The organism is Enterobacter sp. Cy-643, from assembly GCF_011752815.1.
GTDB lineage: Bacteria > Pseudomonadota > Gammaproteobacteria > Enterobacterales > Enterobacteriaceae > Cedecea.
In genome coordinates, this window is sequence record NZ_VWWV01000001.1 from 1,698,425 (window position 1) to 1,719,508 (window position 21,084).

Annotated in this window: 20 protein-coding genes; 18 read left to right on the top strand and 2 right to left on the bottom strand. The window is 56.4% G+C overall.

Annotation, left to right across the window (positions count from 1 at the left end):
• Positions 1-161: 161 nt before the first annotated feature.
• From F3J29_RS07790 to add, 7 genes are all read left to right on the top strand, one after another.
• A complete protein-coding gene (locus F3J29_RS07790) occupies positions 162-1,637 on the top strand; it encodes a peptide MFS transporter (protein ID WP_166864640.1) in 1,476 nt (491 codons plus the stop codon).
• Between the two features lie 375 nt (positions 1,638-2,012).
• Positions 2,013-3,080, top strand: a complete 1,068-nt coding sequence (locus F3J29_RS07795; protein ID WP_166864643.1) for a methyltransferase — start codon at positions 2,013-2,015, stop codon at positions 3,078-3,080.
• A gap of 49 nt (positions 3,081-3,129) precedes the next feature.
• Positions 3,130-3,681 carry an isopentenyl-diphosphate Delta-isomerase gene (gene idi / locus F3J29_RS07800; protein WP_166864645.1) on the top strand — a complete coding sequence of 184 codons (552 nt, stop codon included), beginning with the start codon at positions 3,130-3,132 and terminating at the stop codon, positions 3,679-3,681.
• A gap of 26 nt (positions 3,682-3,707) precedes the next feature.
• Complete coding sequence (locus F3J29_RS07805) at positions 3,708-4,766, top strand: terpene synthase family protein (RefSeq protein WP_166864647.1); 1,059 nt, start codon at positions 3,708-3,710, stop codon at positions 4,764-4,766.
• Between the two features lie 285 nt (positions 4,767-5,051).
• The gene (locus tag F3J29_RS07810; protein ID WP_166864650.1) at positions 5,052-5,879 is read left to right on the top strand and encodes a class I SAM-dependent methyltransferase; all 828 of its coding nucleotides are present in this window, start codon (positions 5,052-5,054) and stop codon (positions 5,877-5,879) included.
• A gap of 134 nt (positions 5,880-6,013) precedes the next feature.
• Positions 6,014-6,475 (top strand): GNAT family N-acetyltransferase, encoded by a 462-nt coding sequence (locus F3J29_RS07815; RefSeq protein WP_166864652.1) that lies wholly within the window; start codon positions 6,014-6,016, stop codon positions 6,473-6,475.
• Between the two features lie 120 nt (positions 6,476-6,595).
• Positions 6,596-7,597 carry an adenosine deaminase gene (gene add, locus F3J29_RS07820; protein ID WP_166864654.1) on the top strand — a complete coding sequence of 334 codons (1,002 nt, stop codon included), beginning with the start codon at positions 6,596-6,598 and terminating at the stop codon, positions 7,595-7,597.
• Positions 7,598-7,615: 18 nt separating this feature from the next.
• Here add and F3J29_RS07825 read toward each other — a convergent pair whose 3' ends face one another.
• A complete protein-coding gene (locus tag F3J29_RS07825) occupies positions 7,616-8,614 on the bottom strand; it encodes a bile acid:sodium symporter family protein (protein ID WP_166864656.1) in 999 nt (332 codons plus the stop codon).
• Between the two features lie 445 nt (positions 8,615-9,059).
• Between F3J29_RS07825 and F3J29_RS07830 the strand changes: the two genes are divergently transcribed.
• Positions 9,060-10,310 carry a collagen-like triple helix repeat-containing protein gene (locus F3J29_RS07830; RefSeq protein WP_205246658.1) on the top strand — a complete coding sequence of 417 codons (1,251 nt, stop codon included), beginning with the start codon at positions 9,060-9,062 and terminating at the stop codon, positions 10,308-10,310.
• Between the two features lie 88 nt (positions 10,311-10,398).
• On the top strand, positions 10,399-12,114 hold the full coding sequence (locus F3J29_RS07835) for a ShlB/FhaC/HecB family hemolysin secretion/activation protein (RefSeq protein WP_166864659.1): 1,716 nt from the start codon (positions 10,399-10,401) through the stop codon (positions 12,112-12,114).
• A gap of 35 nt (positions 12,115-12,149) precedes the next feature.
• On the opposite strand, the gene F3J29_RS07840 is transcribed toward F3J29_RS07835, so the two are convergent.
• Positions 12,150-13,190, bottom strand: a complete 1,041-nt coding sequence (locus tag F3J29_RS07840) for an oxidoreductase (RefSeq protein ID WP_166864662.1) — start codon at positions 13,188-13,190, stop codon at positions 12,150-12,152.
• A 339-nt stretch (positions 13,191-13,529) separates the two neighbouring features.
• Here F3J29_RS07840 and ydgT point away from each other — a divergent pair, with 339 nt between their 5' ends.
• From ydgT to nth, 9 genes are all read left to right on the top strand, one after another.
• Positions 13,530-13,763, top strand: coding sequence for a transcription modulator YdgT (gene ydgT, locus F3J29_RS07845; RefSeq protein ID WP_166864665.1), 234 nt, complete (start codon positions 13,530-13,532; stop codon positions 13,761-13,763).
• A 78-nt stretch (positions 13,764-13,841) separates the two neighbouring features.
• On the top strand, positions 13,842-14,282 hold the full coding sequence (locus tag F3J29_RS07850) for a DUF2569 family protein (protein ID WP_039302439.1): 441 nt from the start codon (positions 13,842-13,844) through the stop codon (positions 14,280-14,282).
• A 77-nt stretch (positions 14,283-14,359) separates the two neighbouring features.
• Positions 14,360-14,941: an electron transport complex subunit RsxA gene (gene rsxA / locus F3J29_RS07855; RefSeq protein WP_008456422.1), complete on the top strand. Its 582-nt coding sequence runs from the start codon at positions 14,360-14,362 to the stop codon at positions 14,939-14,941.
• Positions 14,941-15,519: an electron transport complex subunit RsxB gene (gene rsxB, locus F3J29_RS07860; RefSeq protein ID WP_166864668.1), complete on the top strand. Its 579-nt coding sequence runs from the start codon at positions 14,941-14,943 to the stop codon at positions 15,517-15,519. Before rsxA ends, rsxB begins: the two co-directional genes overlap by 1 nt.
• Positions 15,512-17,467 (top strand): electron transport complex subunit RsxC, encoded by a 1,956-nt coding sequence (rsxC, locus tag F3J29_RS07865; protein WP_166864672.1) that lies wholly within the window; start codon positions 15,512-15,514, stop codon positions 17,465-17,467. The genes rsxB and rsxC overlap by 8 nt, the downstream gene beginning before the upstream one ends.
• A complete protein-coding gene (rsxD, locus tag F3J29_RS07870; RefSeq protein WP_166864675.1) occupies positions 17,468-18,520 on the top strand; it encodes an electron transport complex subunit RsxD in 1,053 nt (350 codons plus the stop codon).
• Positions 18,521-18,529: 9 nt separating this feature from the next.
• Positions 18,530-19,156 (top strand): electron transport complex subunit RsxG, encoded by a 627-nt coding sequence (rsxG, locus tag F3J29_RS07875; protein WP_166864678.1) that lies wholly within the window; start codon positions 18,530-18,532, stop codon positions 19,154-19,156.
• The gene (locus tag F3J29_RS07880; protein WP_166864680.1) at positions 19,153-19,842 is read left to right on the top strand and encodes an electron transport complex subunit E; all 690 of its coding nucleotides are present in this window, start codon (positions 19,153-19,155) and stop codon (positions 19,840-19,842) included. Before rsxG ends, F3J29_RS07880 begins: the two co-directional genes overlap by 4 nt.
• Positions 19,842-20,477, top strand: a complete 636-nt coding sequence (gene nth, locus F3J29_RS07885) for an endonuclease III (RefSeq protein WP_166864683.1) — start codon at positions 19,842-19,844, stop codon at positions 20,475-20,477. Before F3J29_RS07880 ends, nth begins: the two co-directional genes overlap by 1 nt.
• The last annotated feature ends 607 nt before the right edge of the window (positions 20,478-21,084 follow it).

The window sequence follows — 21,084 nt, forward strand, 5'->3', positions numbered from 1 at the left end:
TTGGTTTGTAAAATTTTGAAATTATTTAATGTGAATATTTAGTCGTTCTGCTTTGCATAAAACCGCTAAAAGCGACGAAAATGCTCCCTCATCATAGTCATAGAAATTAAGACCCGGTGACGCCCCGCTTCCCGGGTTTTTTTGTTGTTGAGAGAGACAATATGAGTTTATCTTCCGGCCACGCCTCGCATCAGGCCATTCCTCCCGGCTCGGGCGCGTTGTTCTTTATTCAGATGTTCGCCACCCTGGGCTTTGCGGTGCTTTACTCCACGCTGGTGCTGTACGTCACCAAGCGACTGGGCTTTAGCGAAGGCCAGGCCGATGCCATGATGGGGATCTTCGGCGCATTCAACTACGGGCTGCACCTGTTTGGCGGCTGCCTCGGTGGGCGCTATCTGAGTAACCGGAATCTGTTTGTGCTGGGAATGCTGCTGCAGGTTGCGGGCTGCTATCTGATTGCCGACGCGGGCCTGACGGGCCTTTGGTGGGGGCTGGCGATGTTCCTGAGCGGCAGCGGGCTGAACGTGACCTGCCTGAACATGATGCTGACCCAGCGCTTTGCGCCGGATGACGATCGCCGCGAAGCCGCCTTCCTGTGGAACTACGCCGGGATGAACCTGGGCTTCTTTATCGGCTTTACCGTGGCGGGCTACTACCAGCTGACCGAAAGCTACCGGGCGCTGTTCCTGTTTGCCACCCTCGGCAACGTCGCCGCCGTGGTCATTACCCTGCTACGCTGGCCGGTGCTGGCAGATATCAGCACGCCGCTGCAGCACATCAAAGGGAAAGGGTTTTATCTGCGCATGGCTTTTGGCCTGCTGATCCTGATTCTTCTGGTTCCCGTTCTGCGCCTGCTGCTAGGCCATACCGAATTCAGCAGCACGTTCGTCATCGTGCTGGGTGCCCTGGTCTTCCTGTCGCTGTGCGTCATGACCGCCCGCCATCCTCGCAAGCACGAACGTCGCCGCATGGCAGCTTACCTGCTGCTGGCCGCCGGTTCGCTGGTGTTTTGGTCGCTGTACCAGCTGGCACCCATGGGGCTGACGCTGTTTGCCGAGCATAACGTTACCCTGCGCGCTTTCGGCTGGAACGTTTCCCCTCAGTGGCTGCAAAACATCAACACTGTCGTCATCGTGATCGGTGGCCCGCTGATGGCCTGGCTGTTCAAACGCCTGCGCGATCGCGGCGTGCGTATCGATATACCCGCCCAGTTTGCTTCCTCGCTGTTCTGTATGGGCGTTGGCATGCTGTTACTACCGCTGGGTATTTCCCTGGCGGGTGCGGACGGTATGGTGGCGCTAAAATGGATTGTGCTGAGCTACATTTTGCAGAGCATCGGCGAGCTACTGATTTCCCCGGTGGGCTACTCGATGATTGGCAAACTGGCTCCGGCTAACCTGCAGGGCCTGATGATGGGCTGCTGGATGATGGTCACGGGCGTGGCGTCCGTACTGGCGGGGTATGTTTCTGGCCGCATGCCGCAAAACAGCGGCAGCACGCCGCTGCTGACCGACCCGGGTTACAGCAAAGTGTTTAGCCAGTTGGGCTGGGGCTCCGTCGCTACCGGCGTTATTTTGCTGTTGCTAATCCCGCTGCTACGCCGCCTGATAGAAGAAAAACGCGCCGCACACGCTTAACAAATAAGGCGCGGGTTTGACTCGCGCCAGGTTTTATTGCTTATCATTACCCGAACCACGCCTTGCTTTTCCCGCCTGAACCGGTGTTGATGAATGTTTTATGTTCATCTAACCGGAACTTCCTGCGCAATTCTGCGACTTACCTCAAGCCATAAACAAACGCTATTACCTGCCCGATAAGGCCTGATATAGCTTGTCTCCAGCGCCGACAAAGCCCTGTAACCAACTCTTTTTAAATTGTTTTTATCGCGGCGCAGTCTGCAGTCAGGATCCGTACCCCGCAAGGATAAGCCGATAATACGGCCCGGATTAATGCATTTTGTCATTAGCCGGCCATTCCCCCACGATTATTGCACGCTGTCAGGTCTATTCTGTATGAGCCACACGCTTACTCCCACTCTCGCCGCCGGCAACCCGTCGCCAGAGCAGCACCACGATCCTATGCATAACACGCCACGGAACAGTCTGTTAGCTCTGCTGGGGATGCAATCTCTGCTGGTCCATGCCATCACCGCCGCAGCCCGGCTGAAGCTGGCCGATACTCTGGGTGAACAGACCCTGAGTCTGGAAGTGCTTGCCCGGCAAAGCGGCTGCCGGCCCCAGGCGCTAAAACGTTTGCTGCGGGCCCTTGCCAGCTGCGGGATTTTTTTTGAAACCGAAGAGGGATATCGCAACACGCCGCTGAGCGCCACGCTGCACAGCGAGCGGCCGGACTCTTTGCACGGCTGGGCCTGCTTTATGGGATCGGCGCAGGTTAACCGCTGTTTTGAGCAACTGGATGTGGCCCTGGCGGCGGACGGCCCCGTATTCGATAAAATCTATGGCCAGCCCTTTTTTGATTACCTGGGCCAGGACGCGGAGGCCAGAGATATTTTTGCCCGTGCCATGACCTCCTATTCGGCTTCGGGCCTTGACGATGCGCTCGCGGCCTTTGATTTCAGTGCCTCTGGACAACTGTTCGACATAGGCAGCGGACTGGGTAAGTTTTTGTCCGGAATTCTCGATGCAAATCCACACCTGACCGGCACGCTGTTTGATTTGCCCGAGGTAATTACTCAGATCGACAGGCAAACCGGCGGACTTAATCCTCGCCTGACCTGGCAGGCAGGAGACTTTTTTAGTGGCATCCCTGCCGGAGCGGATACCTATATTCTGCGCCATGTCCTGCATGACTGGTCAGACGAACAGGCCCTGCAGATCCTGCGTAACTGCCGCCGGGCGATGCATGCCGACGCACAACTGTTGATCTTCGAACATTTGCTTGCCGGCGATAACCAGCCCGACTATGCAAAATTCCTGGACCTGGTAATGCTAACCTTCCTTAACGGGCGCGAGCGCAGCGAGGCGGAGTATCGGCATTTGCTTGAACAGGCGGATTTACGCCTTGAGCAGCGAATTAAAACGCCGGGATTCCATACCCTGCTGGTCGTTAAGCCCCGCTAGCCTCGAGAAACACGCCGGCCCCGAAAGGGGCTGAAAGGAAGATAAATAGATGTCGACAGAGAAAATGATCCTGGTGGACAGCCAGGACAGGCCAATAGGGGAAGGCGAAAAGATAGCCACCCATCTTGAGGGGCTCCTGCATCGTGCTTTTTCAGTTTTTATTTTTAACCCGGCGGGAGAGCTGCTGCTCCAGCGTCGGGCAAAAAGTAAATATCATTCGGGGGGCCTGTGGGCCAACACCTGCTGTGGTCATCCCCGCCCGGGAGAAACGAGCGTAGACGGCGCGCGGCGCAGATTAAAAGAGGAGATGGGGTTTGACTGCGCCCTGCTCCCGGTCGGGAATATTACCTATCGCGTAGCGGTTTCCCCCACGATGGTGGAGCATGAATTTGATCATCTCTACATCGGGCTATTTAGCGGGCAGCCGCGCGCTAACCCGGCGGAAGTGGAAAGCTGGCAGTGGCTGAGGCTGGAAAGTATTCAGCGGCAGCTTGCCAGACGGCCAGAAACGTTCGCGGCCTGGTTTATCACTATCATGGAAAAGTCCCGCTCGTTACGCCCCGAAAGCTGGCATAACCAACTCCTCTCTTCCGTATCCTGATCCCGACTGTTTTTGAGAAAATAACGATGAGCGCACTTCGCCTGCCCGAATTTTATTGTCCTTTTACCACCCATCTGAACCTCAGCCACGATAGCAGCTGGGCGGAATCCCGCCGCTGGCTACTGGAGATGGGCTTAGTCCAGGGGGAACAGGCCATCGAGCGCCTTGATCGCTCAGGGTTTTCACAGCTCACCGCCAGGGCTTACCCCAACGCAACGCCGTACGACCTTAAGATCGCCATTAACTGGCTGGTATGGCTCTTTTTATTTGACGATCAGCTGGATGAGTGCTGCCTGGGGCACCAGAAAGCGCAGGCCGATTTTATTCTCGACCGCCTGCTGAAGCTTGCCCTTTCGGACGAGGAAGCGAAAATCCTGCCTCAAAGCCCGGTCGAACGCGCTTTTGTCTCGCTCTGGCAGGAATATGCCCGACGCCTGAGCGCGGAGCAGCGGCGGCGCTTTAGCCAGAATATTCGTAACTATCTCAGTTCGTTGCGCTGGGAGGTCACGGCCAGAAGCGAAGAGGCTTTACCCGGCGTGCTGACTTTTATTGAGATTCGCCGCGATACCGGGGCCGTGCGCGTGGTGCTGGACATCATTGAGTTTTGCCTCAACGACGAAATTCCGGCCATCGTTGCCGACAGCCTCGAATTGCAATTGCTAAAAAATTGCACTATCGACGTCATCTGCATGAGTAATGACCTCTTCTCCTTCGAGAAGGAGCGGTCACGAGGCGACGTGAATAACCTGGTGCTGGTCTGGCAGGAAAATGTGGGCTGCAGCCGTGAGGAAGCGGTGGCCAGTATTTATCGGTTTGTTCTCGACAGGCAGAATCTCTTTATTGCCACGCGCCAGCGGCTTGAAACCCTGCTGGAAGAGTCCCCGCTCAAGCAGGCCCAGCGGGAAACCATTCGCCGGTACGTTGAAGGCATGGCCCACTGGATGCGAGCCAATCTCGACTTTTCGCTCTCAACGCCGCGCTATGCGGACATTGAAGACAGCCGGCAGGGGCAGCCGCTGAGTTGGGTAGAAAATATCAGCGCCATGCAGCATGAGTTGTTTCAGGCCCCATTGCGCAGGGATTAAGTCCCGGCTCAGGGGCGACGGCTCCAGAGCCTGAAGGTGAGTAGTCTGGCCCCCGGCGGTCGGCCCGTTGACAGCCCTGGCGACGGGGGCTAGACTCAAATTCCTGTTAAATCCTTCCCGAGGTTTGCAACGAAATGAACAACTAATGCGCTCGCTTACTGACTTATGCCAGTGTGAATACGCATTGCTGTTTATTTTTGCAGTTTCGGCTGTGGTTTCTGCCACACATCTTGCCGCCGTTCGGTATTCCCTGGCTCTGCTTTTCACTCCCAAGAGGAAAATAAGATGCCTGATACTTTTACCCCTTCTTCCGACATACTCGCGCACAACCGCGCCGCATGGGATGCCCTTGCCCGCCAGCAGTGCGAATGGTCGCAGCCTGTCGGCAGCGACATCATCGCTCAAGCTCGCCGCAGCGAGTGGCAGATTCATTTAACCCCAGGCAGGCTGCCCGCCAGCTGGCTGCCAAACGTGCAGGGGAAACGTATTCTCTGCCTGGCATCGGCCGGGGGCCAGCAGGCGCCTGTGCTCGCCGCTGCCGGGGCGGACGTAACCGTATTTGACCTCTCTCAGGAGCAGCTCAATAAAGACCGGTTTGTTGCGCGACGGGACAATCTGACGCTGACTTTCGCCCAGGGAGATATGCGCGATCTCTCCCGTTTCGCTGATGAAAGCTTTGACTACATTATCCACCCAATATCAAACCAGTACGTGCCAGATATTCGCCCCGTCTGGCGCGGCTGCTACCGGATTTTAGCGAAAGGCGGAAAACTGATATCCAGCTTTTTTAATCCGGTCGTTTTTATTGGCGATCGCGCGGCACACTACGCTGAACAGGGGGTTATTCGCCCCAGATTCAGTCTGCCCTATTCCGACGTCGATGATTTAACGCCTGAAGAGCTGGCGGCGAAACGGGCGCGGGGGGAAGCCGTCGTCTTTGGCCACTCTCTGGACGAACAGATCGGCGGCCAGCTTGAGGCGGGCTTCCTGCTCACAGGATTTTATGAAGATAAACAACCCAACCCGCGTTTCTTAATTGATCGGTTTATGCCGACGTTTATCGCCACCTGCGCAATAAAACAAGGCGAAGCCTCCTTGCGCGAAACCGGCTGATAAAACGAGATTATTTATTTAAATATGCTTACAAACAAATCGTTATAGGGACAAAAAACAGCCAGCCCCGAAAGCTGGCTGTGATAATATTTACCGGCTCAAGCGTTTCTCCCTCTCCTGATGGAAGCCAGTCAATGACCGAAATACTCTTTCGAAAAGCGCAGCTTGCCGACGTGCCCGCCATTATCGCCCTGTTAGCCGACGACGTCCTGGGTCGCCTGAGAGAGGATCCCAGTCAGCCCTTAGATCAGCGTTATATTGCTGCTTTTCATTCGATCGATGCCGATCCAAATCAGCTGCTTGCCGTGGCGGTATCGGGAGATGAGGTGATCGGGACGCTACAGCTGACCTTTATTCAAGGCTTAGCGCGGAAAGGGGCATGGCGAGGACAAATTGAAGCGGTGCGTATTGCGCGCTCGCACAGAGGCACAGGATTTGGCAAACAGATGTTTACCTGGGCTGTAGAACAGTGCCAGAAACGAGGCTGCCACCTCGTGCAGCTCACAACCGATAAAACACGCACGGATGCGCACCGTTTTTATGACCATCTGGGTTTTGAGGCCAGTCATCTGGGCTACAAACTGACCCTGCAATAAGTATTTGTCGGTGAACAGCGCGACAGGGACGTTTGCGCAACAAAATGCTGACAGCCGTAGCAATTGCCCTCCATTTCTTTTTATAATACGTCGCACTTTAATCAAAAAAAGAGTGCGACCATGATTGATACCACCCTGCCGTTAACCGATTTGCACCGCCACCTTGATGGCAATATTCGTGCGCAAACCATCCTCGATCTCGGCCGCCAGTTTAATTTATCTTTACCTGCCAACACCCTCGAAACCCTGCGCCCTCACGTTCAGGTCGTTGAAACTGCACCCGATCTGGTCAGCTTCCTGCAGAAGCTGGACTGGGGCGTGAAAGTACTGGGCTCTCTCGAAGCCTGCCGTCGCGTCGCCTGGGAAAATATTGAAGATGCCGCCCGCAACGGCCTGCACTATGTGGAACTGCGCTTCTCGCCGGGCTATATGGCGATGAGCCATAACCTGCCGGTCGCCGGCGTGGTTGAAGCCGTCATTGAAGGTGTACGCCAGGGCTGTCGGGACTTTGGCGTTGAAGCCCGTCTGATCGGCATTATGAGCCGTACCTTTGGTGAAGCGGCCTGTGAAGCAGAACTGAATGCCCTGCTCGCCCATCGCGACAGCATTACCGCCCTGGACTTAGCCGGAGACGAACTCGGTTTCCCGGGCAGCCTGTTCCTGAATCACTTTAATCGTGCGCGGGACGCTGGCTGGCGGATCACCGTGCATGCCGGGGAAGCTGCCGGGCCAGAAAGCATCTGGCAGGCTATCCGCGAGCTGGGCGCCGAGCGTATCGGCCACGGCGTAAAAGCGGTTGAAGATCCGGCGCTGATGGATTTCCTGGCCGAGCATAAAATCGGCATTGAATCCTGCCTGACGTCGAATATTCAGACCAGCACCGTTGCGGCCCTGGACAAACACCCGCTGATCGCCTTCCTCGATCGCGGCGTGCTGGCCACGATCAATACCGATGACCCGGCGGTTCAGGGCATCGATATTATTCATGAGTATAACGTCGCGGCACCTCAGGCCGGCCTCAGCGCGGCGCACATTCGCACCGCGCAGGAAAATGGCCTGAAGATTGCGTTCCTGAGCGAAGCCGAAAAACAGGCGCTTGTCGCTAAGGTTAAGGCGGCGTAAAAATACCGGCAGCTGGCGTCAGGACGCGGATTCCAGCTGTCGTTTTTGTTCCGCAGTTTTGCGGGCATAGCGCTGAGCCAGGACGGCACAAACCATCAGCTGGATTTGGTGGAAAATCATTAATGGCAGCACCATCATCCCCACCGCGCTGGCGGGAAACAGCACATTGGCCATCGGCACGCCGTTAGCCAGACTTTTCTTCGACCCGCAGAACACTATGGTAATTTCGTCAGCCGTATTAAAGCCCAGCAGCCGCGACGCCAGCGTATTCACCACCAGCACAATCGTCAGCAGCACCAGAGAGCAAACCAGCACCATCAGCAGCGAGAAACCGTTAACCTGATGCCAAATGCCTTCGACGACCGCTTCGCTAAACGCCACATAGACCACCAGCAGAATAGACGATCTGTCGGTCAGGCCAATCAGCTTTTTATGACGATCCACCCATTTGCCAATCAGCGGTCGGGAAAGGTGCCCGATAACAAACGGCACCATCAGTTGCATAATGATTTTGCCAATAGCATGCAGCGTGTCGGTGGCTCCCTCCTGAGTCTGCATCAGCGCCCCGACCAGAACCGGCGAGAGGAAGATCCCCAGGATGCTGGATGCAGAAGCGCTACACACCGCCGCCGCCACATTGCCTCCGGCAACGGAAGTAAAGGCGATGGCCGACTGCACAGTCGCAGGGAGTGCACAAAGATAGAGGAAGCCCATATACAGCGGCTGACTCAGAATAGCCGGAGAGAGAAAGCCCATTGCCAGCCCCAGCAGCGGGAACAGCGCAAACGTACTGAGAAACACCACCAGGTGAAGTTTCCAGTGCCCCATGCCCGCCACAATGGCATCGCGGGAGAGTTTCGCCCCATGCATAAAGAACAGCAGCGCGATGGCAAACGTCGTCAGGTATTCAAACCCGGTTTTCACTATCCCTTCGCACGGGAACAGCGACGCAACGATCACCACGCCAATCATTATCAGTAAAAAATTATCAATTTTTAGTTTTTGTAGCCAACCCATCCCGTTCCTCTACCTGCCAGACATCAATATGGCTGTTACTTTGCAACAAATCGGCCGCGCTGGCGAGTTAACAATTCTGCAAACTTCTAAAAAATGCACAATGGGTTTACATCGTTTTTTCTTAAAGCGAAACGGCATCAATTAAGCGTAACTAAAACGAAAATATGAATACAGCACGGCTTAATTTTAAAGCTATTTAAAGAAGACAATTTCGGGTAAATCAAGCCAATTCCCATAAAAATGTTTTTACCTTTTGGTAAAAACATAACCTAATGATAATAAAAACATTAATAGCAGTGACATTCGATTTAAAAATCTAAAAACACGACAAAAATCCCATTTGGAAATTTAAATCCATATTATAAGCCCCGTGATGTGGCGGTGATTAAAATACGCCATACACTTATTAATACGCCGTCCGGCGTGCTAATAGTGGAGTATTGCTATGCGCTCAAATAACATTGGCCGCCTCAGCGCTATTGCGATGGCGGTACTTCTTGCCTTCTCCCTGTCCGCCTGTAGCGGCGGCGGCGGGAGTTCGCACAATACGGCGAAAACGGCCGGGTCTGCCGGTACCACCGGCACAGACACCGCAAGCAACGGCGGTAGCGGCTCAGGCAGTAATGGTTCCGGAGGAGGAACGGGCTCGGGAGGTGGTACAGACACGGGCGCTGGCGGAGGAACGGGCACAGGTGGCGGGACAGGCACCGGCACTGGCGGAGGAACGGGTACGGGTGGCGGGACAGGCACCGGCACTGGCGGAGGAACGGGTACTGGTGGCGGTACGGGTGGCGGAACAACCGTCGCGAATAGTGCGGGTAATAACATTATCGGTGATGCCGGCGGCGTCGTGAGCGGCGTTGGCAGCACGGTCAGCGGCGTGGCTTCTCAGTTGCCGGTGAACAATCCGGTCACCTCGACGGTTGCCGTAGCCGCGGGCGGTACCGGCAGCGCCATTTCAACCGTCGGTAATGGCGTAGTAAACGGCCTTGGCAATGCGAACAACCCTAATGGGGTGGGCACCACGGTAACTGGCGCGACGAATGCCGTATCGGGCCTGGGAACCACGGTCTCGGCCGTTGGATCAAATCTGGCAAGCTCCACGGCCAATACCCCCGCCAGCGGGCTAACCGGCGCAGCAGGTGGACTGGTTAATACTGCGGGGCAAGTCGTAACCGGTACGGGGAATGCCCTCACCCAGACGGTGCAAAGCCCTGGGGTAGCCAACCTGACAACTGGCGCAACGGGGCTGGTTAACACCACCCTTTCAGATACGCAGAAAGCCACCCAGGCCGTGGGCGGCGCCACCGGGCTGGGTACGCCTGTGAGTAACCTGCTGACCACCACAGGGGGAGCCGTTAGCGGTCTGGGCTCGAATATAAGCGGCAGCAACCCATCTCTGGGTGGCGTCGGGCAGGTAGTCCAGAATACCGGGCAGGTTGTGACGGACAGCGGCGCGCTGGTGAAACCGGTGCAAACCAGCGGGAGCGGGAGCTCAGGCTCAGTTTCAGCGGGTGCTTCCGGCTCGGTCGGCGTCGGAGGTAACGGCCTGGTAACCAACCTTGGTACCACCGTTAGCGGGCTGACGTCTTCGTTAACCACCAACGTTAACGCCAGCGCCACGGGAAGTAACACCAGCTCAGGGCAGCAGGTCGGGCTTACCGGCGCGGTCGGCGGGCTTTTGAAAACCAAATAGTGCCTGTCGGGCACATGTGCTCCCGTGGTAACGGCGGGAGCACTTTTTTCACAGCATTTTCTTCGCTGCGCAGTTAAGGGAGCTCATCATGGACAATCGTCTGGGTATACTGCTGCTGTACGGAGCCACACTGAGTATCAGCTACGCCGATATGTCACCCACGCTTATCGACCCCAATAACCCCGCTAAAGCCGCACGTTCTCTTGCAATACCGGCCGCCCCGCAAAAACGGGCAGAGGTGAAAACCGCGCTACCGGTGCCGCAGCTAACCCCGCAGACGCCGATCGCGGTGAAACATCTGCAGTTTATTGGCGGCACGCGCTATAAACTTGACTCGCTGGCTCAGCCGTTTATGCCGCTGGTCGGCAAAACAGTCCCGCTGGCCCAGCTGATAACGTTAACCAACGCCATCACCCAGCGCTATCAGCAGGATGGCCTGCCGCTGTCCTACGCTTACCTGCCGAGCGACAATTTCCATGATGGCACGGTGCGTATTGTGCTGGTTGAAGGCTATATCGCGCACAGCAACATCAAAAGCGATAACGCGAATACGGGCGAACGCTTAAGCCGCTTGTCGGCGCTAATGATGAATGAAAAACCCCTCAGTCAGGCGACGTTTGACCGCTACAGCCTGCTGATGCAGCGCACGCCGGCGACAAAAGTGGAAGCCAATGCCGCGTTGCCCAATAACATTTACGGTGCGGCGGATATGAAAGTCGACGCCACCCAGCCTCATATCTGGGATATTTCCTCCACGATAGACACGCGCAAAGGCTCAAATCTGGCGCTGATTAACGGCACGCTTAGCAACCTTACCAGCCACGGCGATCAGCTGGGGCTTGCCACGCTGGTGCCGCTGGATAGCAGCACGAAAAAGACCTACTTTGGGGCCAACTATCAGCAATACCTCATGGATAACGGCCTGCTGATGCAGCTGAAAGGCAGTTTCTATCGAGAAAATCCCAGCGACTACACGCCGCTGCTTTATTTGCCGCAGAACATTTCTATCGACGCAAAGGAAAAAACCACCCAGTACACCGGGGGAATAGCCTTCAGCTACCCGCTGCTGCTTGAGCGCAAGAAGCAGTTTTCGGTCAGCGGCGGGCTGGATTATGTCGATAAGCGCGACGATTATGCGCTTCGGGCCAACGGCTTCGGCAATACCATTGATTTGCCCGGCGTCAGCCAGCGTGCTCGCTACCCGGCGGCAGAGTTTTCAGCCTGGGGCTACCGCGAGTACGACACCGCCAACTGGAGTGCTCGCCTGACCCTGCGTAAAGGTATTGATGCCTTTGGGGCCAGCGTCACGCCGGGCTTAAACACGAATCTCAACTTTACGCGCTGGAAGGGCAACGTCGATGCCGCGTGGCTGGTCGCGCCAAAATGGCGATTGAGTACGTCGCTGGAGGGGGACTGGTCGAACAATAATTTGCCCGAAGCCGAGCGCGTAAGCTTCGGTGCACAGCGTTTTGGTCGGGGATATCCCGACGGCGAGGCCAGCGGGGATTACGGCTACGGCGGGCAGGTTGAAATGCGCTATCTTCATAGCCTCGATCAAGGCGTCTGGATTAACACGGTACAGCCCTATGTCGTGGCCGACACCGCCCAGACCTGGTTCAACCAGCCGGGCTTTCGTCACCAGAGACTGGCCTCGATTGCAACCGGGGTAACGGTGGGCGACAGCCGCCATTATTCCGTCTCCGTTGAGGCGGCCAGGCCGCTGGCTGATTTACCCAGCGACAGCAGTCGTCGGGACGTGCGCTTCAGCCTGACGTTTACCTACAACTTCAATAATCTGCACTAGGGATAAACCCTCACCGTTCCCGGTGAGGGTTATTCTCAGGCAAGGTTCAGCGTCGCGCGTTTTTTAGCGGACTCGATGCCCAACTCAATCAGCTCCATGACCTGAATCGCCTGGGCTGCCGGGACAGGATTCTCACTTTTACCGGCCAGAGCATCACGCACTCCCGCATAATAAGCCGGATAGTTCCCCGGCACGGTCAGCAGCGTCTGCTCGTCCATTAGCTCGCCCTGGGCAAGCGTTAGCACGCCATCACGCATATCGTAACCCCAGTCTTCCTGAGGCAGCAGCTCACCCGCTTTCAGGCGATCTTCCTGCGGATCCAGACCGTACTTAATGTAGCTGCCGCGCGTGCCGTGCACGATGTAACGCGCAGTTTCCGCCGCCGCCAGCAGCGTACCATGCAGCACAACACGACGCTGCGGATAAGCCAGCACGGCATGGAAGTAGTCTGTCGCCTGCGCCCCGGAACGAAGCTGCGCGAGGTCCACGGTCAGGCTGACTGGCAGCCCAAACAGGGTGATGGCCTGGTCAAGCAGATGCGGTCCAAGATCGTACCAAATACCGCTTCCAACGCCCGCCTGTTCACGCCAGCGGTTACGTACCTGCGGGCGGTAGCGGTCAAAGTGGGATTCAAAATAGGCCACTTCGCCGAGCGTCCCTTCCGCCAGCAAATTTTTCACCGTCAGAAAATCGCTATCCCAACGGCGGTTGTGGAACACGGACAGCAGCAGGCCAAGCTTTTTAGCCAGCGCATCCAGCTCCCGCGCCTGGGATAGCGTGACGGTGAAAGGCTTATCAACGACGACGTGTTTTCCCGCCTCTAGCGCCGCTTTGGCCAGCGGGAAGTGGGTATCATTTGGAGTAGGAATGACAATCAGATCGATGGCGGGATCTTTAAACAGGTGCTGAGGATCGGATACGACCTTCATTCCCGGCCAGTCAGCGTGCACTTTTTCAGCATCGCTACTGGAAACTGCGGCGAGGATCATTCCTGGCGTACCGGAAATCAGCGGCGCATGAAACGTCTTACTGGCATAGCCGTAACCGATAAGCCCGACGCGGATGGTATCACTCATGTGTTTTCCTCTCTTTAATGAACTCCGGCATTTCACCCTATCCCCCGGCGGGCGACAACCGCAAGTTTCTGGATTGCGTATTACCCAGGCGGGAGACCGCCATTATTGCTAATCATCCTGACAGTTATTATGGCTTTTAAATCACTGTCTTCATTTCGCCAGTACGGCCTGGGAACATTAAAACTGAGGTGATTTTATGTCGTCCAAAGCGCGATATTCCTGGCCATTGCAAAGAAAACTCCTAATTGTTCCGTCGAGTAATAATAGCGCTAAGCCGCGACCGCGTTTGCGATTATCATCGCCACTCAATCCGCCGACCGTGATTAATTGATACCCGCCATGGAAAATGCAACATCCCTTAGTGCCCTGGACTACCTGATGAAATTCCGCAAAATAAGCTCGCAGGAAAATCTGGAAAAGCTTTTTGACCACCTGAATTACACCCTGACCGACAGCCAGGAAATCATGAATATGTACCGTGCGGCCGATCACCGCAGGGCCGAACTGGCTTCCGGCGGGCGCCTGTTTGACCTCGGATGCGTGCCGAAAACGGTCTGGCGTTACGTTGTATAGCCGCTGCCGGTAGCATTAGCGGTAAAATCCCTTATAATCCCCCCGCTTTATTCACCTTATTTAAAATCGGGAGGACACATGACGACGCCCCAACCCCCGCGCATTGCTGGCTGGCTCCTTGCCCCTTTGGCCTGGCTACTGATGTCGTTGCTCAGCAGCTCGGTGGCGCTGTTAAGTTTCCTGATGATGATTTTGTCCCCGGCAGCGCGCGAGGCGCTGGGCAGCGCAGACGCCAAAACAACGCTGTTGTTCAGCCTGTCCGTTGGCTGCGCGATGGCAATGTGGGCTTATACTCTCTGGCTGACTATCGCGTTCTTTAAACGCCGCCAGAATGTGGTTCGTCATTATATTTTGTGGCTGCTGCTCACCGTGCTGCTGGCAATTAAATCCTTCGCATTTTCGCCGGTCAGCGACAAGGTCGCGGTTCAGTTGCTGCTGCCTTCTCTGCTTGCGGCTGCGTTACTGGTGCCCTACTTGAAGCGCTCGAAGCGAGTGAAGCAGACCTTCATTAACCCGTAATAACCCTATAGATAGCCCGTTGTCGCCGCCCGCCGATTCGTCGATAATAGGCGGCTTTTTTTGTTTCAGGTCGAATCATGTCAGATTATTTGCTGCTCTTTGTGGGTACCGTGCTGGTCAATAACTTCGTGCTGGTGAAGTTCCTTGGTCTGTGTCCGTTTATGGGGGTTTCCAAAAAACTGGAAAGCGCCATCGGCATGGGGCTGGCGACCACCTTCGTGATGACGCTCGCCTCTATTTTTGCGTGGATCATTGACGAACTTATCCTGGTGCCGCTGGACCTGATCTACCTGCGCACCCTGGCGTTTATCCTGGTTATCGCAGTTGTCGTGCAGTTCACCGAAATGGTGGTGCGTAAAACCAGCCCCGCGCTTTATCGCCTGCTGGGGATCTTCCTGCCGCTGATCACCACCAACTGCGCCGTACTCGGCGTGGCATTGCTCAACATCAACCTGGGCCATAACTTCCTGCAGTCGGCGGTGTACGGTTTTTCCGCCGCCCTGGGTTTCTCGCTGGTGATGGTGCTGTTCGCGGCCATTCGCGAGCGTATGGTTGTAGCCGATATTCCAGCCCCGTTTCGCGGCAACGCTATCGCGCTGGTGACCGCAGGCCTGATGGCCCTCGCCTTTATGGGCTTTAGCGGGCTGGTGAAGTTCTGATGACAACGTTGTGGATGGCCATTATTTCGGTCACGCTGATGGGGCTGCTGTTCGGCCTGATCCTGGGCTATGCCTCTCGCCGCTTTGAAGTAGAAGAAGATCCGATTGTTGACCGCATTGACGAACTGCTGCCCCAGAGCCAGTGCGGCCAGTGCGGTTACCCAGGCTGCCGTCCTTACGCAGAGGCCGTGGGCAACCAGGGCGCGAAAATCAACCTTTGCGCGCCGGGCGGCGAAGCCGTAATGCTGAAGATAGCCAGCGCCCTGAACGTGGAGCCCCAGCCGATTGACGGCGACGCCACCGCCGCAGAGCCAGTGCGCATGCTCGCCGTGATTGACGAAGCAAACTGCATCGGCTGCACAAAATGCATTCAGGCCTGCCCCGTTGACGCGATTGTAGGCGCGACCCGCGCCATGCATACCGTGATCGCCGACCAGTGCACAGGCTGTAACCTTTGCGTCGACCCTTGCCCTACCCGCTGCATCGACCTGATCCCCGTCAGCCCGACGACCGAAAGCTGGAAATGGGATTTGCAGACCATCCCGGTGCGTATGATCCCGGCGGATAACCATGCTTAATATCTTCAATCGCTTTAAAAAAGACAGAATTTGGGACTTTGACGGGGGGATTCACCCGCCGGAGATGAAAACCCAGTCCAACGGCACGCCGCTGCGCCAGGTTCCGCTGCCCTCCCAGCTCGTGATTCCGCTGAAGCAGCACATCGGCGCGGAAGGTGAACTGTGCGTCAAACCCGGTGATTATGTGCTGCGCGGCCAGCCTCTGACCCGTGGGCGTGGGCGTATGCTGCCGGTACACGCTCCAACCTCCGGCACCATTAAGGCTATTGAGCCGCACTCAACGGCGCACCCCTCTGCCCTCGCCGAACTTAGCGTCATTCTTGATGCTGACGGTGAAGACCGCTGGATTGAGTTAGAGGGCTGGAGCGACTACCGCAGCCAGAGCCGCGAGGCCTTGATTGAACGCATTCACCAGTTCGGCGTGGCCGGGCTCGGGGGCGCCGGGTTCCCAACCGGTAGCAAACTGCAGGGCGGCGGCGATAAAATTGACACGCTGATCGTTAACGCCGCCGAATGCGAGCCCTACATTACCGCTGACGACCGCCTGATGCAGGATTGCGCCGCGCAAATTATCGAAGGCGTGCGTATTCTGGCCCATATTCTTAAGCCACAGCGCATTCTTATTGGCATCGAGGACAACAAGCCGCAGGCGATCTCCATGATGCGGGCGGTGCTGGCTAATAGCCACGATATGCAGCTGCGGGTCATCCCGACGAAATACCCGTCCGGCGGCGCCAAGCAGCTGACGCAGATTTTAACCGGCAAGCAGGTGCCACACGGGGGCCGTTCGTCCGACATCGGCATTCTGATGCAGAACGTCGGCACCGCGTATGCCATTAAACGTGCGGTCATCGACGGCGAACCGCTGACCGAGCGTGTCGTCACCTTAACCGGCGAATCAGTAACTCAGCCGGGCAACGTCTGGGCGCGTCTGGGCACGCCGGTCAGCCACCTGCTCAGCTTTGCAGGCTTCCGGCCAGGACAGGATCAAAAAGTGATTATGGGCGGGCCGCTAATGGGCTTCACTCTGCCCTGGCTTGATGTCCCGGTAGTGAAAATCACTAACTGTCTGTTGGCTCCGTCGCCGGCTGAAATGGGGGAGCAGGAAGAAGAACAAGGCTGTATTCGCTGCAGCGCCTGCGCGGACTCCTGCCCGGCCGATTTACTGCCGCAGCAGCTGTACTGGTTCAGCAAAGGCCAGCAGCATGACAAAGCCACCGCCTACAACCTGTCTGACTGTATCGAATGCGGGGCCTGCGCCTACGTTTGCCCAAGCAATATTCCGCTGGTGCAGTACTTCCGCCAGGAAAAGGCCGAAATCCGTGAGATTGAGCTGGAAGCCAAACGCACCGTTGAGGCTAAGGCTCGCTTTGAGGCACGTCAGGAAAGGCTGGAGCGTGAGAAAGCCGCTCGCCTTGAGCGCCATAAAAATGCCGCGGTTCAGCCGACTGAGAAAGACAATGATGCCATTCAGGCCGCCCTTGCCCGCGTAAAAAGCAAAAAAGCGCAGGCCAGCGACGAACCTATAGTGGTGAAAGCCGGCAGTACGCCGGACAATAGCGACATGATTGCCGCCCGAGAAGCCCGTAAAGCTGAAGCGCGCGCGCGCCAGGCAGAGAAAGCGCAACAGGCAGAATCGGCGAGCAGCACCGAAACCGATCCGCGTAAGGCTGCCGTTGAAGCCGCGATCGCCCGTGCCAAAGCGCGCAAGGCGGCGCAAAACGCGGAAAGCGCTGAGCCAACTGCCGGTGAGCAAGAAGCCGTTGATCCGCGTAAGGCCGCCGTCGAAGCGGCCATCGCCCGCGCCAAAGCGCGCAAGGCGGCGCAGAAAGCGGACAGCGAACAATCCGCCCCACAAGAAGAACAAGATCCACGCAAAGCTGCAGTGGCGGCGGCAATTGCCCGCGTTCAGGCGCGTAAAGCCGCTCAGATGTCTCCAGAGGAATAAATGGTTTTTAAAATCGCAAGCTCCCCGTTTACCCATAATCAGCGCAGCACCGCGCGGATTATGATGCTGGTTTGTCTCGCCGCCCTGCCCGGCATCGCGATGCAGTGGTACTGGTTTGGCTGGGGAACGCTGATTCAGGTTGTGCTGGGGATCGTCAGCGCTATGGCCGCCGAAGCGCTGGTGCTGCGTCTGCGCAAAAAATCCGTACAAAACCACCTTGCCGATAACTCGGCGCTGCTCACCGGCCTGTTGCTGGGGATCAGTATTCCGCCTCTCGCGCCATGGTGGATGGTGGTTGTCGGGATGGTGTTTGCCATCATCATTGCCAAGCAGCTTTATGGCGGCCTCGGCAATAACCCGTTTAACCCGGCGATGATTGGTTACGTTGTGCTGTTGATTGCTTTCCCGGTGCAAATGACCTCGTGGCTGCCGCCGCAGTCCATCGCCGCCAACGTGCCGGGTTTTGTTGACAGCCTGCAGGTGATTTTCCACGGCGCAACCGCTACGGGCGGAACCATGGATACGCTGCGCATGGGCGTTGACGGCATCAGCCAGGCCACGCCGCTGGACACCTTCAAAACCGGCCTGCATGCGGGGCACTCCGCGGAGCAACTTCTGAGTGCGCCAATCTATGGCGGCGCGCTGGCGGGCCTCGGCTGGCAGTGGGTTAACCTGGCTTACCTGGCCGGCGGCCTGTTCCTGCTGTGGCGCGGCACCATCCGCTGGCATATCCCGGCGGGCTTCCTGGCGGCTTTGGCCGTCTGCGCCACGCTCGGCTGGGTTATTGCCCCGGAAAAATGCCTGTCGCCGATGGTGCATCTGTTCTCCGGCGCGACCATGCTCGGCGCGTTCTTTATCCTGACCGATCCGGTTACCGCCTCAACGACCAACCGTGGCCGGCTGATTTTCGGGGCGCTGGTTGGCCTGCTGGTCTGGCTGATTCGCACTTATGGCGGTTACCCGGATGGCGTGGCATTCGCCGTGCTGCTGGGTAATATTACCGTGCCGCTGATCGACTACTACACCCGCCCTCGCGCGTACGGCCACCGCTAAGGAGACGCTATGTTTAAAACAATGCAAAAGCATGGCGTAGCCCTGGCGCTGTTTGCCGCTCTGTTTACCGGGTTGACGGCGCTGGTCAACGAACTCACCAAACCGACAATCGCCCGGCAATCGGCGCTACAGCAAAAAATGTTGTTTGACCAGGTGATTGCGGATGATGTCTACGATAACCCTATTCAGGACAGCTGCCTGCTGGTGAAGGATTCCCCGCTCGGCAAAGGCGCCCGACATATTTACGTGGCGCGTAAAGGCGACAAGCCCGTTGCCGTAGTGATGGAAGCCACCGCGCCGGACGGCTATTCTGGTGCTATACAGATTCTGGTTGCCGCCGATTTTAACGGCACCATTCTCGGCACCCGCGTAACGGAACACCACGAAACGCCGGGGCTTGGGGATAAAATAGAACTGCGCCTGAGCGACTGGATCACCCACTTTGCGAACAAACGCATTCAGGGCAGTAACGATCCGAGCTGGGCGGTCCAAAAAGACGGCGGGCAGTTCACGCAATTTACCGGGGCAACCATTACCCCGCGCGCGGTAGTCAATGCCGTTAAGCGCGCGGGCCTGTTTGCAGAAACCCTGCCTGCGCAGCTCAATGAATTGCCGGCCTGTGGAGAACAACAATGAGCGAAACAAAACGCGTCCTGATAAACGGGCTGTGGAAAAATAACTCGGCGCTGGTTCAGCTGCTGGGCCTTTGCCCGTTGCTGGCCGTCACCTCCACCGCCACCAACGCCCTGGGGCTTGGGCTGGCAACCACGCTGGTACTGACGCTGACCAACGGGACAATTTCCGCCCTGCGCCGCTGGGTGCCCGCAGAGATTCGTATTCCGGTGTACGTGCTGATCATCGCCTCGGTGGTCAGTATCGTGCAGATGCTGATCAACGCTTATGCCTTTGGGCTCTACCAGTCGCTGGGGATCTTTATCCCCCTCATCGTCACCAACTGTATTGTCGTCGGGCGAGCCGAAGCCTATGCGGCAAAGGCCAGCGTGCCTTATGCCGCGCTGGATGGATTTGCCACCGGGCTGGGCGCCACCAGCGCAATGTTTGTTTTAGGCTCTATTCGCGAGATCATTGGTAACGGTACCCTGTTTGACGGCGCAGACGGCCTGCTTGGCAACTGGGCGAAAGTGCTGCGCATTGAAGTCTTCCATACCGACACGCCTTTCCTGCTCGCCATGCTACCGCCGGGCGCCTTTATTGGCCTGGGTATGCTGTTGGCGATAAAATACCTCATTGATGAAAAAATGAAGGCACGTCGGGCTCGCGAAAGCGCCGCCGCCGTAGCAGGCAATGCAGAGAAGGCTTAATGAATAACAGCAAGCGCGTTGAGATCCTCACCCGCCTGAGAGACAACAATCCCCACCCAACAACCGAACTCAACTTCAGCAGCCCTTTTGAGCTGCTGATTGCGGTTCTGCTTTCGGCTCAGGCCACCGACGTCAGCGTGAACAAGGCGACGGCAAAGCTCTACCCTGTCGCCAATACCCCGGCGGCGATGCTGGCGCTTGGCGTGGAGGGCGTAAAGGAGTACATCAAAACCATCGGTCTGTTTAACAGCAAGGCAGAGAATGTGATCAAAACCTGTCGCATGCTGCTTGACCTGCACGGTGGCGAAGTTCCAGAGGATCGTGCGGCGCTTGAGGCGCTGCCGGGGGTAGGCCGTAAAACCGCCAACGTCGTGCTGAATACGGCCTTTGGCTGGCCGACAATTGCCGTCGATACGCATATCTTTCGGGTGTGTAACCGCACTCAGTTTGCTGCCGGGAAAAACGTCGAGCAGGTAGAGGAAAAACTGCTGAAGGTGGTTCCGGCAGAATTTAAGGTGGACTGCCATCACTGGCTTATTCTCCACGGCCGCTACACCTGCATCGCACGCAAGCCGCGCTGTGGCTCGTGCATTATCGAAGATCTCTGTGAATTCAAAGAGAAGGTTGACGCCTGATCGCTTCGCCCGGGGCCAGCCTCGGGCTTCCTTTGTACCTCCCCGCCTTATAAACGCCCTTTTTGCACACTTTTATGCCGGAAATAACGCGGGATGATTTTATATTGTCCGCTCAATAATCGGCTCACCAGGTTAATCGTTTTTTTGCGATAAGAAATTTCTATAAATTTGTGATCTGCATCACTTTGATAACTTGAGGTTGCAGAATGGTAACGAAAACACCATTAAGGCCTTGCTATCGTTAGCAATAATGGATCTACGGTAATACAATAGGCCAGACATATTGAATATTGTGGTCATTAACACTGCATTTAGGCTTTTAAAGCAGAACATATAACTATAATGTTAAAAAATCGCTTTGAAAAAAGACAAAAAATCGTTAATAAATGAATTGGTAAAATTTAACGCTGAATAACAATTCATCTAATGGCGCATTATCTCGCCTGGGATATATGTAACAGATTATTACAAACCACTTGCCTGCAACCCCTGGATAGTGAACATTACCCCCCGTTTTTCCTTCCTAATAACAAGAAAAATGCTTACCCATGCGGTAAGACATAAGCAAGCCCCTTAATTAAAGCGGGATGTAAAAAAAGAGGTATAT

Excerpts from the sequence above, each read along its gene's own strand:
- rsxD (WP_166864675.1), top strand. The coding sequence starts at position 17,468 with ATGGTTTTTAAAATCGCAAGCTCCCCGTTTACCCATAATCAGCGCAGC.
- F3J29_RS07840 (WP_166864662.1), bottom strand. The coding sequence starts at position 13,190 with ATGAGTGATACCATCCGCGTCGGGCTTATCGGTTACGGCTATGCCAGT.
- rsxG (WP_166864678.1), top strand. The coding sequence starts at position 18,530 with ATGTTTAAAACAATGCAAAAGCATGGCGTAGCCCTGGCGCTGTTTGCC.
- add (WP_166864654.1), top strand. The coding sequence starts at position 6,596 with ATGATTGATACCACCCTGCCGTTAACCGATTTGCACCGCCACCTTGAT.
- F3J29_RS07830 (WP_205246658.1), top strand. The coding sequence starts at position 9,060 with ATGCGCTCAAATAACATTGGCCGCCTCAGCGCTATTGCGATGGCGGTA.
- F3J29_RS07795 (WP_166864643.1), top strand. The coding sequence starts at position 2,013 with ATGAGCCACACGCTTACTCCCACTCTCGCCGCCGGCAACCCGTCGCCA.
- F3J29_RS07810 (WP_166864650.1), top strand. The coding sequence starts at position 5,052 with ATGCCTGATACTTTTACCCCTTCTTCCGACATACTCGCGCACAACCGC.
- F3J29_RS07850 (WP_039302439.1), top strand. The coding sequence starts at position 13,842 with ATGACGACGCCCCAACCCCCGCGCATTGCTGGCTGGCTCCTTGCCCCT.
- F3J29_RS07790 (WP_166864640.1), top strand. The coding sequence starts at position 162 with ATGAGTTTATCTTCCGGCCACGCCTCGCATCAGGCCATTCCTCCCGGC.
- F3J29_RS07805 (WP_166864647.1), top strand. The coding sequence starts at position 3,708 with ATGAGCGCACTTCGCCTGCCCGAATTTTATTGTCCTTTTACCACCCAT.
- rsxB (WP_166864668.1), top strand. The coding sequence starts at position 14,941 with ATGACAACGTTGTGGATGGCCATTATTTCGGTCACGCTGATGGGGCTG.
- F3J29_RS07835 (WP_166864659.1), top strand. The coding sequence starts at position 10,399 with ATGGACAATCGTCTGGGTATACTGCTGCTGTACGGAGCCACACTGAGT.
- idi (WP_166864645.1), top strand. The coding sequence starts at position 3,130 with ATGTCGACAGAGAAAATGATCCTGGTGGACAGCCAGGACAGGCCAATA.
- F3J29_RS07815 (WP_166864652.1), top strand. The coding sequence starts at position 6,014 with ATGACCGAAATACTCTTTCGAAAAGCGCAGCTTGCCGACGTGCCCGCC.
- F3J29_RS07825 (WP_166864656.1), bottom strand. The coding sequence starts at position 8,614 with ATGGGTTGGCTACAAAAACTAAAAATTGATAATTTTTTACTGATAATG.
- F3J29_RS07880 (WP_166864680.1), top strand. The coding sequence starts at position 19,153 with ATGAGCGAAACAAAACGCGTCCTGATAAACGGGCTGTGGAAAAATAAC.
- rsxA (WP_008456422.1), top strand. The coding sequence starts at position 14,360 with ATGTCAGATTATTTGCTGCTCTTTGTGGGTACCGTGCTGGTCAATAAC.
- rsxC (WP_166864672.1), top strand. The coding sequence starts at position 15,512 with ATGCTTAATATCTTCAATCGCTTTAAAAAAGACAGAATTTGGGACTTT.
- nth (WP_166864683.1), top strand. The coding sequence starts at position 19,842 with ATGAATAACAGCAAGCGCGTTGAGATCCTCACCCGCCTGAGAGACAAC.
- ydgT (WP_166864665.1), top strand. The coding sequence starts at position 13,530 with ATGGAAAATGCAACATCCCTTAGTGCCCTGGACTACCTGATGAAATTC.